An 18,239-nucleotide genomic window follows, 5' to 3' on the forward strand; every position below is an offset into this window, starting at 1 on the left:
TTATAAATAAAGAATGTAATTTTAAAGCTTTTTATCATTCAAAGAATGATAATTAAATAACTGTGCCAAAATAATCTTCTCTATAAATAGATTGGGCTATTTTGTATTGGTCACTCAGTTTATTGATAAATCTTTCGACTTAACTATTCAGTGAGTGCCCACACAGATTGCATGGTCAAATTGTTAAAGAACATACTGATTTCGTTGCTAGCCAATGGCTTGCTCCGTGTCAGTGAGGTCGAATTATAGAGACTTAGATCACATTAGCAAGTATTAATTACCTTAATTCTCAAAAAAAATGCAACCAAGTATAGACAGTGACCAAATAGTTTAAATTAGATTCAAAATGCATCACTAACTGGCATGTTTTATATCTTTATACTAATCAATAGTAATCGACCTCCTTGTAATGAAGGAGAATTAAAACCCTATAGATAGAACAAAAATATCAAGATATTTACAAATAAGAGCAACAAAACATAAATAACGACAAAATATTGTTAAAAAACTTAAATTCACACAAAAATAAAAACAATAAAAACAAATAGTAATAAAAATTCAGCTTATAAATCATGATTATTCATATCTTATCGGTATGATAAATTCCCCCATGCCATATAATAGTGAGATATATCACAAATACAGCTAATCCTTATGTTAGGATTCAGCCCTTTCATTAATTGGCATTTCATTTGCCTCTTTAATTATAATCGAAAGTTATACAGGATTTGCTATGACAAACCAGAATCGCATTCTTCTGACGTGGATAAGTTTCTTATCCTATGCCCTAACTGGATCTCTGATTATCGTTACCGGTATCGTTATGGGAGATATTGCTAAATATTTTGATTTACCAATATCAAGCATGAGCAACACATTCACTTTCCTTAATACTGGTATTTTAATTTCTATTTTCCTTAATGTCTGGTTAATGGAAATTGTTCCACTAAAACGTCAGCTCATTTTTGGTTTCATTCTTATGTTATTAGCAATCCTTGGCCTTATTTTTGGTCATAATATTGCTATTTTCTCTGGCTGTATGTTCGTTCTTGGTGTTGTCAGTGGTATCACCATGTCGATTGGTACTTACTTAATCACTCATATTTATGATGGTAAAGAACGAGGTTCACGTTTGCTATTTACTGATTCATTTTTCAGTATGGCAGGTATGGTTTTCCCTATCATTTCTGCAGCAGTATTAGCACATCATATGCAATGGTATTGGGTCTACGCTGCAATTGGTATTATCTACCTTGCTATTTTCATCTTAACTTTGATGTCTACATTCCCTGTATTAGGAAAAGACGCACCTCAAGAAACGGCAACCAATGAACCAAAAGAAAAATGGGGATTGGGTGTTCTATTCTTAGCGATTGCAGCTTTATGTTACATCTTAGGTCAACTTGGCTTTATTTCTTGGATCCCTGAATACGCAACTAACAAATTAGGCTTATCTATTAGTAGTGCAAGCCAATTAGTAAGTTACTTCTGGGGTGCTTATATGATTGGTATGTGGATTTTCAGTGTCTTGCTAAAGAAATTCGACCTTCATTATTTTGTGGTTGTTTTATCAGGCTTGGCAACAGTACTAATGTATCTATTTAATAAAGATACTGACCCACATAATCTTATCTACATAATTTCAGCACTTGGCTTTATCAGTAGTGCAATTTATACCACTATTATTACCTTAGGCTCACAGCAAACTAAAGTATCCTCACCAAAATTGGTTAACTTTATTCTGCTATGCGGCACAATTGGTACAATGTTAACTTTCGTGGTAACGAGCCCTATCGTTAAAAACTATGGCACACATGCTGCTTTAGTTACCGCGAATGCTCTTTATGCTGCTGTGTTTGTTATGTGTGTATTGGTTGGTTTTGTTACGAAACACCGAATCAATGGCCACAATGGTCACTAATTAAAACACCACTCAATAAAAAGCCTCACTTCAAAGTGAGGCTTTTTTATAACTCAATAAAAAGTAGAAACACCTCTGCTTTTATTTATTCGTTGATTATTGTTATCACTCTAACAAAATATCATTCTAAAAAGGTATAAAGTGCCGTATCACTGACTTTAAAGCAGCATATTGAAATGTTTAAACAACATCTATTAGCCTTAACATGCCTCTGTATTAGTCCCGCAGTTATTGCTACCCCTTTACCATCACTTGCATCACCCACAACCAGTTATAACCTGTTTCTGATCCCGAGCCATAATGTTGATAAAACAGTTTCAACGATCAGTCACCAACTAAAAAAACAACACTTATCGTCTCTTTATAGCCAAGGTTACCTACCCCATATCACCCTTTATTTAACCGAATATCCGACCCAAAACCTCAAATCACTGAAACAACAAGCCCAACAACTTGCGACCCAGTGGCACAGTTTTAATTTAACACTTAGCAATATTGAGTCGACTAAAGGAGATTGGCTGATGCTTAAGGTCAGTAATACTCCAGAACTCCAGCGCTTAGCTGACACAGCCGCAATAACTATCGCACCACTGCGTGCAATGGATCCTAAAGTACCAACATGGGTTAGTCACTACCCAGAAAAACTGGCAGCATTCCAACGTTACGGGAGTCCAAATGTATTCACTAACTTTGAACCTCATATCACTTTACTGCCACAAACGGATCATCAAAAACTCACCCAGTTTATGACAAATTACGGTGATAAATTTCACCCTGTAAATTTTAAAGCACTAGGGATTGGGATCGCAGCAGTTAATAATAATGGTCAAACCAAAGCGGTTATTGCTCATTATTCTTTTACTAAATAGTACACATAAAAAAGCCTCAACCAAAGATTGAGGCTTTCTAGGTGGCACCACTCTACTCTACATTAGCTATTCTAAAGCTACATCATAAGAGTGACTACTCACTTTCTTCTTCATCAATACCCATTAATCGAGCACGACGTAATTCAGCCTCAGCCATAACCGCATTAATTTCTGCCATTAGGCCATCAATATCAGCATCAACTTCGCTTTCAATATAAACACCCGTTAATTCGGTCTCAGGCGTTAGTGTACCCGCTTGAAATAATGCCCACATTTCTTTGCCATATTGCGTTTCAAGTAACTCTGGTGCATAACAACCATAATAATTAGCCATGTTATTCACATCACGCTCAAACATCCACTTAGCATTATTATTTGCTGAAGCATCAACCGCTTGAGGTAAGTCAATAATCACCGGACCGTGCCCGTCCACTAACACATTAAATTCAGATAAATCACCATGAATAAGACCAATACATAACATACGCTTGATATATTTTATCATTAACGCATGATCTCGTAAGGCTTCTTCTTTGGTTAATGTAATATCATTTAGACGAGGCGCGACAGCACCATCCTCATCGGTGATCAATTCCATTAACAATACGCCATCAAAACAGCCATAAGGAATAGGAGCACGCACATCAGCTTTTAGCAATAATGATAAAGCATCAACTTCTGCCTGCTGCCACACTTTTTCTTGTTCATCACGGCCAAATTTAGAGCCTTTTTCCATGGCTCGAGCACGACGACTATTACGTACTTTTCGCCCTTCACGGTAAGTCACCGCTTTTTTAAAGCTACGTTGATCAATTTCTTTATAGACTTTGGCACAACAAATTTTGCCACCACTGCGAACAACATACACAGAGGCTTCTTTACCGCTCATCAGTTGAGATAAAACGTCATCAACAAGACCATCTTCAACGAGGGGTTGTAATCGTGGAGGAATCTTCATTACACCTACATTTGTCAGTAACTGGGAATATACTTATTTATAATATCGCATTATCGCTAGCTGAAAATTTTTAACAAGTATTGATGAGTGGTTATTTATTAGCTGACCCGCTAACTATAAAACCAGCTCAGAAAAAAACGAGCTTAAATATATAATATATTGCTTTAAAAACAATAACATAAAACAAAAAGTGTTGGTTATTAATTTAACGACAACCGCTATAGTCACATTTTTAAATTTAATCAATAAATAAAGATAATCAGAAAAGGAATAACTTGGGGACTTAAACCCGCTTTCCTTTGATTGATGACAAGGTGAAAAGCGAACTTAAGAAATTTAGCATGGAGATGAGACACAAAAAAAGCCTCAATCTTGAGATTGAGGCTTTTTCCTGAAATTTGGTGCCCGATGTCGGACCTGAACCGACACTCCCGAAGGAAACGGATTTTGAGTTTCTTAGAGTAACCGCATATCAATCTACCTTACCCGATATCTGCAATCACAACCTCAGTTATGTTAGCCGACAACACATTATCAGCTACTCTTGCAACCAAAAAATCATATTATGGCTAACACCGTGCAGTTATTATCTACCTGTAGATTGCTCTAATAATTGCATAATTTTACATTTTTTCTTCATATCAAGAATTTCATTAGCTAATGCTTCTGCACCTAAAATAGATATATGTCCACCTTCAGAACTATAAGGTATTAATTTTCCATTCTGAATGAAAAAATCATTTTTATATAATTCTGATTTTGATATATATATAAAGTTATCATTAGTTTTAGATAATAATCGTAACTTCATCTCTATTTTTTGTTCGTATTTATTCTTAATAATATCTTTTCTATGGTTAATCATTTCTTTTGTAAAAAAATCACCACTAATGATAGATGAAATATAATCACTCGTTATATTTCCCTTAATAATTGTAGGGGAAGGTAAATATACGACCTTAACACCATCACTTGTGATTTTATTAATCATATTAATCGTATCATTTGAATATTCATGCCCATCCTTAAAAAACTCGTCCCAACGACCAGAAATAAAGATCAACTTGTACTTTTTATAATTCTGTTCTACAAATTGCCTATTCAGCATACACTGACTATATCCAACATGACTTTTAGGGTAGTGGAAATTTTTTGTAAAAGAAGGAAAACAAGAATTTGTCGTTATAGATAATATACCAATATTATTCTTTTTCCCTAATATGGATAAAGTTGGTTCATATTGCCCTGCAAATGAATCACCAAATAATAATATTTTAGGATCATTAGATTTTTTACCTATTTGGCATGTTAGGTAGTCAACAGATGACACCCCAGAACCTGGAGAACCAAAACAAAAGCCTTCAGCCTTACTTGCCATATTATATTTATTAATATCAGGTATAGCGTTTATCTTATTGGTAATATTTACAAATAAAATACTACCAATTAATCCAAGACTCACCACCATCCACAATGGTTTAAACGTAGCTATTGACTTAAATGAAATACTTGATAACGCCGGAAACTTAATGCTTTCAATAAATTTATAACTAAAGAAACCCAATACAACAGATATAGGAATACCAATCCATTCCCAATACTGCATTTCAAAGTAATAGCCAAATACAACAACAGGCCAATGCCATAGGTAAATAGAGTAAGACCATAAACCTACTTTCTGCATCACAATGTTATCAGTAATCACGCTACCGCTACGGTTAGCAAGAATAACTAAATAAGCACCAAGCACTGGAATTAACGCCAAGTATCCAGGCCACAAGTTATCTTTAGATATAAGCATATACGAAGCTAAAATTAACGTAACACCAATCCACTCAAGATACTTTTTACTTGTATCTTTAAGGTTCTGTAATGGATAAAGGAATGCAAGCCCACCCATCATCATTTCCCATGCTCGAGTAGGAAAAGAGAAGTAAGACATATCAGGCCAACGAGATGTCATATAAACACTAAAAATAAAGCCAATCACAGTACTAACAACAAGCAAACGCTTAATATTAGTGAATGACATGCATTTCTTTAATAGCACCAATACCACTGGATAAATAATATAAAACTGCCACTCTACAGATAAAGACCATGTATGAAGCAACCACTTACTATGCGATGATGCGTCAAAATAACCAGACTCACTCCAATAAATTATATTCGATAAGAATCCTATGCTACTCGCAACATGTTTACCTAATGCTAGATAATCTAGTGGTCTTAGATAAAACCAACCAAATACCAACAATACTAAACAGACAACAGATAGCGCAGGAATAATACGATTAGCACGGGCAACATAGAAATTAATAATAGAAAAGTTATTGTTCTCTAGCCCACGGAATATGAGTCCAGTCATTAAAAAACCAGAAATCACAAAGAAAACATCAACCCCAGCAAAGCCACCAGGAACCCACAATGGGTTAAAATGGAATAAAACAACGGCTATGACAGCAAGTGCCCTCAAGCCATTTATATCAGTTCTAAATTTCATATATCCCACCAAGAATAACTCAACTTTTTAATGACACAGAATACTGTAAAAACAAAAATGTGACAATAATCTATAATTATGAGAAATATCCACTTACCGCACCTAACGTATTACGTATCTCCAAGAAATTCCGCATCACAAACTCACTAAAGCTCATCATCTCATACACGACAACCATTAATGTAGATGAAGAATATCATCAGATTTATTCCGTTCTTAATCCTACACTTTCGGTAAGGTCTCAACTTTTCAGCCAGCCAATTTCTCAGCCGTACCAGAAAGCCTTAACGGTGTTAGCAAATGACAGGTGCAGAAAATCGCCCGTTAAATACGGGATATGAACCAGAGGTTGAATATGGTGTGTAATGAAGTAGGAATAAATATAACTTGGGGACTTAAACCCGCTTTCCTTTGATTGATGACAAGGTGAAAAGCGAACTTAAGAAATTTAGCATGGAGATGAGACACAAAAAAAGCCTCAATCTTGCGATTGAGGCTTTTTTCTGAAATTTGGTGCCCGAGGTCGGACTTGAACCGACACTCCCGAAGGAAACGGATTTTGAATCCGTCGTGTATACCAATTTCACCACTCGGGCTTATGGCGGTCATTATACGTATATCACGTTGATGTGCAAGCAATAATCGAGAACATTTTTCGAATAAAGACTCAGGCGTTGTTTTTTTAATCTGAAATAATTTTATTGATGATAATCAAACCACTATGTAATGTGATCCATGAATATATTTTGTAGCAATTTAGTTCATTCATCTAAATTTCGTTTACTGCTACACTGCCACTATAAGGATTTATTCAACTATCATTGATATCGGAACCATCATGAAGAAAACCAAACCACAACATGCAATACCTTCACACCAATACCCAAACTTGTTTCGTCGTTTAGGGGCTTGGTTCTACGATATGCTTATCGTCGTGGCGATTTTAATGGTTGCAGGATCGCTTGCGATGGCAATGGTGGCGGCACTCCTTCATGTTGGTGTACTAACGTTAGGTAACTACCAAGACGCCAGTAATTACTTAATATCAAATCCAACCGCAAGCACATTATATAGTGCCTATCTTGCAATTATTATTATTGGTTTTTATAGTTATTTTTGGACTCAAGCAGGACAAACATTAGGCATGCGCGCATGGAAACTAAAACTTCAAAATACGGATGGATCTCGCATTAAAATCACTCAGGCGCTTATTCGAATTGCCACCTCAGCATTTGGTTTAGGTAACTTGATGGCATTTAATAATACGCGCCGTTCAATGCAAGATATCATGGCGGAATGCGAAATGATCGTGACTGAAAAAGTACACTAGAATGTACTCATGATAAAAAAGTATCCCAATAAAAAAGGAGCCATTAGGCTCCTTTTTTAATCGCTATAATTTACGTCGGAGTAAATAAATAGTAATGGCTAAAAACACCAGACTTGGTGCAAGCGCACCGACTATCGGAGGTAAATTATAGACTAAGCTCATCGGTCCAAACACTTCATTAGAGATATAAAATGCAAATCCAAAAATAACCCCAGATAACACCCGAGCACCCATCGTCACCGAACGTAACGGCCCAAAGACAAATGATAATGCTAATAACATCATTACCGCAATGGATACGGGTTGCAGTGCTTTTCGCCAAAATGCGAGTTCATAACGCATTGCATCTTGCTTAGATTCTTTCAGATAACCAACATAATCATATAATCCAGAAAGTGATAACTCTTCTGGTTTTACAGTAACGACCGCTAACTTATCAGGAGTTAAAGTCGTTTGCCATTTTTTGGTATCGTAATGAATATTTGTAATCTTGGCAGGATTAGTCATATCGGTCACAGTAACATTCTGCATCGTCCAGCCAAGCTTCGCGTCATAAGTTGCCGTTTTTGCTGATAACACATCAAGTAGTTTATCTTGGCCATTAAATTGCCAAATATTTACCACATCAATCTGATTTTTATCATGCACGCGGCCAAGATAAATAAAGTCATTATCATCTTTTGCCCACACACCACTTTGAACCGATAACATACTGCCGCCACTGGTCCATAACGCACGTAACTCTCGGGCTGATTTTTGTGCCTGTGGTGCACCCCACTGCCCTAATAAAGTCACAATGATCATTAATGGCACTGCGGTTTTCAGAGTAGATAAACCAATATCTAGCTTAGAAAAACCTGCTGCTTGCATCACCACCAACTCAGAGCTTGAAGCTAACATACCTAAGCCAATTAATGCGCCGAGTAATACTGCCATAGGAAAAAATGTAACGATATCTTGTGGCATCGATAACAACACAAAATACAATGCTTTCAGTAAATCATAACTACCTTGACCGACTTTACGTAGCTGCTCAACATACTTAATAATGGCAGAAAGCCCCACCAAGGTTGATAAGGTTAATGCTGATGTTGTGATAATAGTTCGGCCAATATACCAGTCGAGAATTTTAAACATTAACCGCGTCTCCGTAATTTATCTTTAATGCGTCGAACCGGTAAGCTGTCCCAGCTATTTAAACCTATCGCAATCAATAGTGCGCCAATATTAATCGGCCACATTCCCATCCACCCAGGAATAAAACCATCTTCAATCGCAGATTTTGCGGATGATATTGCTAAGAAATACGCTAAATAAATTAATACTGCCGGCGCTAATTTCGCAAATCGACCTTGGCGTGGGTTAACAGCCGACAACGGCACCACAATCATCACCAATAATGGAATACACAAAATTAACGATAACCGCCATTGCATTTCTGCTGTTGCAGCTAAACTTGGATCTTTTAATAATTCAGCGGTCGTTTTCGCTTCCCAATCACGATCACTTTGTTTTACTTTACGTTGCCCAATTAACGCTTGGTAATCATCAAAATGGGTAATCCCATAATTAAGCTGCGTTGGTACACCTTCATAACGAGTACCTTGCTGTAAATCTAACATTTGGCGACCATCTGCCAGCTCGGTAACAAAACCTTTTTTTGCCACCATAACACTAGGCTGCAATGTATCTTGGGCTTTTAATTGAGCAATAAACACATTATGTAATTTGGAGCCTTTATCGGTAATGTTATTAACAAATACCACGCCTGATCCATTGGGCGCCATTTGGAAGGTGCCTTTAACCAACATATTTAAACCTGGATCAGCTTTAGCTTGGTCTGTAATTTGTTCAATTTTATATTGAGCCCATGGTGCAACCCATAATGCATTGGCCGTTGCTATAGAGCCCGTAATTAAAGCTAACGCTAATGCCGCACGAATAAGAAACTTATTCCCCATACCGGTAGCACTCATAACAGTAATTTCACTTTCAGCGTATAAACGCCCAAAAGTTAGCAAAATACCAATATATAAACTCAGTGGTAACATCAGCAATGCCATTGCTGGAATAGAAAGCCCCATTAAAGTAATGATGAGATCACTCGGGATCGAACCATCAGTCGCTTGTGCTAAAATGCGAATGAACTTTTGGCTAATAAAGACAAGAAAAAGCACAAAAAGTACTGCTAATTGGCTTTTTACTGTCTCTCTCGTCAAATACCTAACAATAATCACGCGTTATATTCCCATAGAAAACTTGTTTTTTTGATGGAATCACTATAGTTTTTGGTTAAATTAGTTATTTTTTTATCTTTCGGCTGAATGTAAGTCCACGCTTTTAAGCCTATACCGAAATCTCGGCAGAGCAAGCAAGTGTGGTATTATCTAACATTTAGCGTTAATTGTCTTTATAGGATGTTAGGAGTACGCATGGAGTTCAGTGTCAAAAGCGGTAGCCCCGAAAAACAGCGCAGTGCGTGTATTGTCGTGGGCGTATTTGAACCACGTCGTCTCTCTCCAATCGCGGAACAGCTAGACAAAATTAGTGATGGCTATATTAGCTCATTATTACGTCGTGGCGACCTTGAAGGTAAACCAGGACAGATGTTGTTATTACATCATGTTCCAAACGTATTGTCAGAACGAGTATTACTTGTTGGTTGTGGTAAAGAGCGTGAACTTGATGAACGTCAGTATAAGCAAATCATCAAAAAAACCATCAGCACGCTCAATGAAACAGGTTCAATGGAAGCCGTTTGCTTCCTAACAGAGCTGCATGTTAAAGGCCGTGATACCTACTGGAAAGTACGTCAAGCAGTAGAAACAACCAAAGATAGCCTTTATACCTTTGATCAGTTTAAAAGTAACAAGCCAGAGACGCGACGTCCACTACGCAAATTAGTTTTTAATGTACCCACTCGCCGTGAGCTTTCTTTAGGCGAACGTGCTATTGCGCATGGTCTTGCAATCTCTTCTGGTGTTAAAGCCAGTAAAGATCTCGGTAATATGCCACCTAACGTCGCAAATCCTGCTTATTTAGCCTCACAGGCACGTCGTTTAGCAGATGATTTTGAGACAGTGAGTACCAAGATTATTGGTGAACAAGAAATGGCAACCTTAGGTATGACATCATACCTTGCTGTCGGTCAAGGCTCTAAAAATGAAGCTATGATGTCAGTAATTGAATATAAAGGTCACCCGGATCCAGACACCAAACCCATTGTTCTTATCGGTAAAGGCTTAACATTTGATTCAGGCGGTATTTCTATCAAGCCTAGTGCTCAAATGGACGAAATGAAATACGACATGTGTGGCGCAGCATCTGTATTTGGTACCATGAAAGCGTTAGCAAAACTGAATCTACCGATTAATGTTGTCGGTGTACTTGCTGGTTGTGAAAATATGCCTGGTGGCGGCGCTTACCGTCCTGGTGATATTTTAACCACCATGTCAGGTCAAACGGTTGAAGTGTTAAATACCGATGCCGAAGGCCGTTTGGTATTATGTGATGCATTAACTTACGTTGAACGTTTTGAGCCAGAGTGTGTGGTTGATGTTGCCACATTAACTGGCGCATGTGTAGTGGCGCTTGGTCATCATATTAGTGGCTTAATGGGCAACCATAATCCATTAGCACATGAACTTATTAATGCGTCAGAACAAGCGGGCGATCGCGCTTGGCGTCTACCGATGAGTGATGAGTACCAAGAGCAAATTGCTAGCCCATTTGCTGATATGGCAAACTTAGGCTCACCCGGTGCAGGCACTATTACTGCTGCCTGTTTCTTATCTCGCTTTACTAAGAAATATAATTGGGCTCACCTTGATATAGCGGGTACGGCTTGGAAAGGTGGAGCGGCGAAAGGCTCGACCGGACGTCCGGTGCCCTTGTTAGTCCAATTTCTTCTCAATCGAGCAGGCCAAGAGATTGTCGAATAAGACATTCAGAAAAGGGCCTTTGGCCCTTTTCTTTTAGGACATAATTTATGACTCATGCTACGTTTTATATATTAGATGATAATCAAGCTGGCGCTAATAGTGATTTTCAGTGCCATTTTGCTTGTCATTGCGCAGCCATGAGTTACCGTCAGGGACTCCGTGTTTTCTTACTTGCAGCAAACAAACAACAAGCAGAACAAATAGATGAATATCTATGGCAACAAGATCCCGATAATTTTGTCCCGCATAATTTAATTGGCGAAGGACCTAGAGGGGGATCACCGGTTGAAATTGGTTGGCCCGGTTTACGCTATAGCGGACACCGCGCAGTATTAATTAATTTAGCCGAAATTGTCGCAAATTTTGCGGTTAGCTTTGCACAAGTGGTAGACTTTGTCCCTTGCGATGAAATGCTCAAGCAGCAAGCTCGTGAACGCTACAAGGCTTATCGCCTTGCTGGTATTCAAATAACGACTACGGCTGCTTGAGACGCCTTAAATCCACATAGAATCCTTCTAAGAGCGCTATGGAAAAGACATACAACCCACAATCAATTGAACAAGCGCTTTATCAGCGCTGGGAAGAGGCTGGTTACTTTAAGCCTCATGGTGATACATCTAAAGATGCTTACAGCATTATGATCCCGCCACCAAACGTCACAGGTAGCCTACATATGGGCCACGCGTTCCAGGATACCATTATGGATACCCTGATCCGTTGTGAGCGTATGAAAGGTAAAAATACCTTATGGCAGGTTGGTACAGACCACGCAGGTATTGCTACCCAGATGGTTGTGGAGCGTAAGATCGCTGCTGAAGAAGGCAAAACTAAACACGACTACGGCCGTGATGCTTTCATCGATAAGATCTGGGAATGGAAAAACGAATCTGGTGGCACTATCACCAAACAGCTTCGTCGCCTTGGCGCATCAGTAGACTGGGATCGTGAGCGCTTCACGATGGATGACGGTCTATCAAATGCTGTTCAAGAAGTTTTCGTTCGCCTTTACCAAGAAGACCTGCTTTACCGTGGTAAACGTTTGGTTAACTGGGATCCAAAATTGCACACAGCGATCTCTGACATCGAAGTTGAAAACAAAGATGTTAAAGGCCACATGTGGCACTTCCGTTACCCACTTGCTGATGGTGTACAAACAGCAGATGGTAAAGACTACATTGTCGTTGCAACAACCCGTCCAGAAACCATGCTGGGTGATACAGGTGTTGCAGTAAACCCTGAAGATCCACGTTACAAAGATCTGATCGGCAAAGAAATCATTCTACCTATCATTGGCCGTCGCATCCCTATTTTAGGTGATGAGCATGCGGACATAGATAAAGGTACAGGTTGTGTAAAAATCACCCCTGCGCACGATTTCAATGACTACGAAGTAGGCAAGCGTCATAGCCTACCGATGATCAACATCCTAACTTTCAATGCTGATATTCGTGATGCGGCGGAAGTATTCACCACCAATGGTGAAGAAAGTGATGTTTACAGCACTGAGATTCCAGCCAAATACCAAGGTATGGAACGTTTTGCAGCGCGTAAAGCTATCGTTGCTGAATTTGACGAGCTTGGTCTACTAGAAGAAATTAAAGATCACGATCTTACTATTCCTTATGGTGATCGTGGTGGCGTAGTTATCGAACCAATGCTAACCGCACAATGGTACGTTCGCGCGGCACCATTAGCTGAACCTGCGATTCAAGCCGTTGAAAACGGTGATATCCAATTTGTCCCTAAGCAGTACGAAAACATGTACTTCTCTTGGATGCGTGATATTCAAGATTGGTGTATTTCTCGTCAACTTTGGTGGGGTCACCGCATTCCAGCTTGGTACGATAACGACGGTAATGTTTACGTTGGTCGTAACGAAGATGAAGTACGTGAGAAACACAATCTAGCGCCAGTTGTGGTACTAAACCAAGACAACGACGTACTTGATACATGGTTCTCTTCAGCGCTATGGACATTTGGTACGCAAGGCTGGCCAGAAAACACCCCTGATCTTCAAACCTTCCACCCATCTGATGTGTTGGTAACCGGTTTTGACATCATCTTCTTCTGGGTTGCGCGTATGATCATGATGACCATGCACTTCTGTAAAGATGAAGACGGCAAAGCACAAGTACCGTTTAAAACTGTTTACATAACCGGTCTTATCCGTGATGAAAACGGCGATAAAATGTCTAAGTCTAAGGGTAACGTAATCGACCCTATCGACATGATCGATGGTATTGATCTTGAGTCTCTAGTAGAGAAACGTTGTGGTAACATGATGCAACCTCAACTAGCCGCGAAGATCGAAAAAGCGACCCGTAAGACATTTGAAGCAGGTATTGAACCTTACGGCACCGATGCACTACGTTTCACCCTTGCTGCAATGGCTTCGACTGGCCGTGACATCAACTGGGACATGAAGCGTCTTGAAGGTTACCGTAACTTCTGTAACAAGCTATGGAACGCAAGCCGTTACGTACTAATGAACACAGAAGATCAAGATTGTGGTTTTGCTGCCGATAGCGTTCTTGAGTACTCAGCGGCTGACAAGTGGATTGAATCACAATTCCAACTAGCTGCGAAAGATTTTAATACTCACATTGATAACTTCCGTCTCGATATGGCTGCAGGTGTACTTTATGAGTTCATCTGGAACCAATTCTGTGACTGGTACCTAGAGCTAACAAAACCAGTTCTATGGAAAGGCACTGAAGCACAACAACGTGCAACGCGTCATACCTTAATCACAGTACTTGAGAAGACATTACGTCTTGCGCATCCAGTATTACCTTACATTACTGAATCAATCTGGCAGAGCGTTAAGCCACTGGTTGACGGTGTTGAAGGTGAAACCATCATGAATCAGGCATTGCCTCAGTTTGATGAAGCGCAATTCAATCAAGCTGCAATTACTGACATTGAGTTTGTTAAAGCATTTATCACTAGTATTCGTAACTTACGTGCAGAATACGATATCGCGCCAAGCAAGCCACTATCAGTAATGCTGAAAGTCGCAGATGCTAACGATGCAACTCGTGTTGAAGCAAACCTAACAGTACTTAAATCTCTAGCTAAACTTGAAGAAGTTAAAGTATTGGCTGACGGTGAAGCAACACCTGCTTGTGCAACAGCGCTTGTAGGTAAATCTGAGTTAATGATCCCAATGGCGGGTCTGATTGATAAAGATGCTGAACTGGCACGTTTAGATAAAGAAATTGCGAAAATGACAGGCGAAATCAAACGTACTGCGGGCAAACTAAGTAACGAAGGTTTCGTTGCTAAAGCGCCTGAAATCGTAATAACTAAAGAACGTGAAAAACTAGCGGGTTATGAAGAAACACTGGTTAAACTTACCGAGCAAAAAGCAACTATTGCCGCGCTATAAGTAATCGTTAATCATATCAATAAAAACCGACGTTTCGACGTCGGTTTTTTTTATTCTAAAATTCATAGCACTCAGACGAAGATAAAAACACTTACTAATAATAGCTTTTAACTATTGGTGATATATAAAATACCGAATTTACCTATTGAACTAAGTTTGTAATACTCATTACATCAAATTAATGAGATTAACCTTATGAAGAAGACCCTTAGTTTTGCCATTATCCATTTTACCGTTGCTTTTAGTTTGGCATTTCTCTTAACGGGAAACCTTTTGATTGGTGGCTTAATCGCTTTAATCGAGCCCATGGTCAATACTGTTGCTTTCTACTTCCATGAGAAAGTATGGCAAACCAAAAAGCTCGTTCAAACCCAACATTCCTCTCCAAGTAAAAAGACAATCAGTTTCGCTATATTGCATTTTAGTGTCGCTTTTACTGTCGTGTATTTACTAACTGGTGATTTACTGATTGGTGGCACAATGGCGATGATCGAACCAACAATTAATACCTTGGCTTATTACCTTCACGAGCGAGTGTGGCAAAAAAAACAACACCATCAAAATCCGCCTCAACAATTGATGTCAATGATGGTTTGTTTACATCATTAAGATGACAAAAAACCCTGCTTATTAAATGACATTACATCAATAACAAACAGGGTTTATTTACTTGTATTATGAGTTACTAATAATATTACTTATTAATAAACAGGCGACTAATAACTTTGTTTAAGGTGATAAACCCGTAAACCTTGAGCAACTTCAGCATAGGTCGCTGAACCAATATATTTAATTTGACGTTGATGCTCAGGCACAAGCGTAAAACTTGAATCTTCAAATCGCCCTTCGCCTTCAAATTCCAAATGCACAAAGAAGGCGGGTTTACTGCTACTTAGCATTACCACTATCTCATTATTGTGCTCTGCAACTTCAAAACGTAAATCAGGACAAGCTAGCTCACAGTATTTAGGGCGTGCTGGAAACCACGTATTTTCAATTAATTGCTGACCACTATGCAAATGCACATGGAAAAAGCCATCTTGTTCATGACCCTCTAAATCTTCATTCAACCATTCCCATACGATCTTGGTTGAGTCAGCTTCTAAATATTGCGCAATCGGCTCACGATAAAGAATTTCCCCTTCCCAGCTTTGCCATACCACTTCACCTTTTAACTCGGTATTTTTACGGCCATCATTCACAAGATGTAATTTAAGCCCATGTTGATCACGAGTAAAAGTAGCAATTTGCGGCGCAAAGAAGCGACGCGCATGGTAATGCAATTGTTTCCACCGGCCGCTGTATTCTAATGATGACCATGAACTTACCGGCCAACAGTCATTTAATTGCCAGAAAAGCATGCCACGATTAGTCGGTTTTTGAGTACGCCAATATTCAGCCGCTGTTTTGACCGCTAATGCTTGTTGTACTTGTGATAAATACAACATATTGACAAACCCATTCGGAAACCGAAAGTAACGGGTAAACATTTCGGTAATGATCGAATTGCCATTACTGCTTTTTTGATGGCTTTCAAAACTTGGCGAGCTAATATTCCAATCTTGTTCAGGCAAATAACTCTTTATCGTCGGTAATGACGGCCAAGATTGAAAACCAAATTCTGAGCAAAAACGGGGGGTTACTTGCAGATAAGAATCAAATTCTTTACCACTATCCCATACATCCCAGCAGTGCATATCACCTCGTTGAGGATCATGATGCCAAGTATCGATAATATTTAATTCACCATTACACGGTGAGCTAGCCCAAAAGCGACGCGAGGGATCTTCACGTTCAACGACGTCAGCTAATGCACGATTAAGCCGATCATAATTAATCAGATGCTTTTCACGATGCTGACGCGATTCAGGATCACGATCAATCGCCCCCAGCACCTCATTATCACCGCACCATAGCACTAAACTTGGATGATCTTTTAAGCGTCTAACTTGGTATTCAACTTCTTGTTCAACTTCTGCAATAAAATCAGGGGTTGATGGATACAATGCATTGGCAAACATCAAATCTTGCCAAACGAGTAAGCCTAATTCATCACAAAGATTATAAAAAATGTCTTTTTCATACATTCCACCGCCCCACACTCGCAGCATGTTCATATTAGCAGCGGCAGCATCAGTAACTAAATTACGGTAACGTTGCTCACTCATACGTGCAGGCATCGCATCCAGAGGGATCCAGTTAGCACCACGAACAGAGATAGGCACATCATTGACCATTACCACCATACTTTGGCCATGATCGTCATCTTCAGTAACTAATTCTAACTTGCGTAAACCAATCTGTTTAGTTATCGCAACGCCATCAGCTTCTAACGCTAATTTATATAACCGCTGCTTACCATAACCCGCAGGCCACCAATGGCGAGGATTATCAATACGGAAAATAACACTGGCTTTGGTTGCCTCTCGATCGAGAGTAAGACAAAAGGTTTGCCCATCAAAAGTAACCGACGCACTAGCCAGTCCTTTTTCAGAAACAACTTCATAATGTAAAGTAACCGCTAACTCACATTCTTGCTGGTGCCATTTCTGTTTAGTTTCTAGATGACTAATACGTACATGCTCAATTGGCTGTAGCACAATATCACCATAGACGCCCAAAACAGACAGACAAATACTCCAATCCCAACCACTATGAAACTGTGGTTTACGCAGCGTATTCATAAATGGAATTTGGTTATTACCCTTTGCCCACGGTACTGGGAACGGTAATTTATCTGCACGGTTTTTAGCGGCTAGATCAGCACGATGTAACACAATTTCAATGCGATTAGTGCCCACTTGTAAACAACTTAATACATCCACCTTATGGCGCATGAACATATTATTAAAATCGGCAACGGTATGACCATTAATACGAATTTCAGCTACCGTATCAAGCTGATCTAATACCAAGTCCATGGCATTACACGTCAGTTGTTCGGCAGTTAACTCAAAGTGGCGGCTGACAATCCAGTCGCACTCACCGACCCACTGAACTTTTTTTTCATTGGTTGCCCAATAAGGATCAGGGATCTCTCCGGCTGCATATAATGCCGAATGAACATCACCCGGCAAATCAATATGAAGGTCTTGAATTGCTGTACGTTGAACACACGCAAGCAACCACTGGCCATTAAGTGAGATTGTCATCAATCACTCCAATACTGAATATATTCAGTATTATTTAAATGTGTGAGGATAAATGGAAAGATTTACACGCGTTGTGATTACAGACAGTGATCACGGGTAAATTTCTATTATGTCATCAATATCAAAGCTTGATACCACAGCCAAAAAGTAGAAAAAGCCAGCAAAATGCCGGCTTTT

General features: G+C 39.2%; 12 protein-coding genes and 1 tRNA gene. 7 read left to right on the top strand and 6 right to left on the bottom strand.

Features of this window, described 5'->3' with window-relative positions:
* Positions 1-733 precede the first annotated feature (733 nt).
* Positions 734-1,921 (top strand): MFS transporter TsgA, encoded by a 1,188-nt coding sequence (gene tsgA, locus GLP24_RS12760; RefSeq protein ID WP_232576166.1) that lies wholly within the window; start codon positions 734-736, stop codon positions 1,919-1,921.
* Positions 1,922-2,097: 176 nt separating this feature from the next.
* A complete protein-coding gene (locus GLP24_RS12765; RefSeq protein ID WP_221944220.1) occupies positions 2,098-2,790 on the top strand; it encodes a 2'-5' RNA ligase family protein in 693 nt (230 codons plus the stop codon).
* A 94-nt stretch (positions 2,791-2,884) separates the two neighbouring features.
* Here the strand turns inward: GLP24_RS12765 and GLP24_RS12770 are convergent, their stop codons facing one another.
* From GLP24_RS12770 to GLP24_RS12780, 3 genes are all read right to left on the bottom strand, one after another.
* Positions 2,885-3,748 carry a PA4780 family RIO1-like protein kinase gene (locus tag GLP24_RS12770; RefSeq protein WP_152653970.1) on the bottom strand — a complete coding sequence of 288 codons (864 nt, stop codon included), beginning with the start codon at positions 3,746-3,748 and terminating at the stop codon, positions 2,885-2,887.
* Positions 3,749-4,334: 586 nt separating this feature from the next.
* Positions 4,335-6,251 carry an acyltransferase family protein gene (locus GLP24_RS12775; RefSeq protein ID WP_232616116.1) on the bottom strand — a complete coding sequence of 639 codons (1,917 nt, stop codon included), beginning with the start codon at positions 6,249-6,251 and terminating at the stop codon, positions 4,335-4,337.
* Positions 6,252-6,762: 511 nt separating this feature from the next.
* Positions 6,763-6,847: transfer RNA gene (locus GLP24_RS12780), tRNA-Leu, on the bottom strand.
* A 242-nt stretch (positions 6,848-7,089) separates the two neighbouring features.
* Here GLP24_RS12780 and GLP24_RS12785 point away from each other — a divergent pair.
* On the top strand, positions 7,090-7,581 hold the full coding sequence (locus GLP24_RS12785) for an RDD family protein (RefSeq protein ID WP_193435470.1): 492 nt from the start codon (positions 7,090-7,092) through the stop codon (positions 7,579-7,581).
* A 63-nt stretch (positions 7,582-7,644) separates the two neighbouring features.
* Here the strand turns inward: GLP24_RS12785 and lptG are convergent, their stop codons facing one another.
* Both lptG and lptF read right to left on the bottom strand, forming a co-directional pair.
* Positions 7,645-8,718, bottom strand: coding sequence for an LPS export ABC transporter permease LptG (gene lptG / locus GLP24_RS12790; protein ID WP_232616117.1), 1,074 nt, complete (start codon positions 8,716-8,718; stop codon positions 7,645-7,647).
* On the bottom strand, positions 8,718-9,818 hold the full coding sequence (gene lptF / locus GLP24_RS12795) for an LPS export ABC transporter permease LptF (RefSeq protein ID WP_232576164.1): 1,101 nt from the start codon (positions 9,816-9,818) through the stop codon (positions 8,718-8,720). The genes lptG and lptF overlap by 1 nt, the downstream gene beginning before the upstream one ends.
* A 195-nt stretch (positions 9,819-10,013) precedes the next feature.
* Here lptF and pepA point away from each other — a divergent pair, with 195 nt between their 5' ends.
* The 4 genes from pepA to GLP24_RS12815 all read left to right on the top strand — a co-directional run bounded on the left by pepA (position 10,014) and on the right by GLP24_RS12815 (position 15,519).
* Positions 10,014-11,522, top strand: a complete 1,509-nt coding sequence (pepA, locus tag GLP24_RS12800; protein WP_101769261.1) for a leucyl aminopeptidase — start codon at positions 10,014-10,016, stop codon at positions 11,520-11,522.
* Positions 11,523-11,569: 47 nt separating this feature from the next.
* Positions 11,570-12,010, top strand: coding sequence for a DNA polymerase III subunit chi (locus GLP24_RS12805; RefSeq protein WP_101769260.1), 441 nt, complete (start codon positions 11,570-11,572; stop codon positions 12,008-12,010).
* Positions 12,011-12,048: 38 nt separating this feature from the next.
* A complete protein-coding gene (locus tag GLP24_RS12810; RefSeq protein ID WP_232577592.1) occupies positions 12,049-14,910 on the top strand; it encodes a valine--tRNA ligase in 2,862 nt (953 codons plus the stop codon).
* 195 nt (positions 14,911-15,105) lie between these two features.
* The gene (locus GLP24_RS12815) at positions 15,106-15,519 is read left to right on the top strand and encodes a DUF2061 domain-containing protein (RefSeq protein WP_101769258.1); all 414 of its coding nucleotides are present in this window, start codon (positions 15,106-15,108) and stop codon (positions 15,517-15,519) included.
* Between the two features lie 107 nt (positions 15,520-15,626).
* On the opposite strand, the gene GLP24_RS12820 is transcribed toward GLP24_RS12815, so the two are convergent.
* Positions 15,627-18,062, bottom strand: a complete 2,436-nt coding sequence (locus GLP24_RS12820; RefSeq protein WP_101769257.1) for a beta-mannosidase — start codon at positions 18,060-18,062, stop codon at positions 15,627-15,629.
* Positions 18,063-18,239: the final 177 nt, after the last annotated feature.

The organism is Photobacterium carnosum, from assembly GCF_021236965.1.
Classification (GTDB): domain Bacteria; phylum Pseudomonadota; class Gammaproteobacteria; order Enterobacterales; family Vibrionaceae; genus Photobacterium; species Photobacterium carnosum.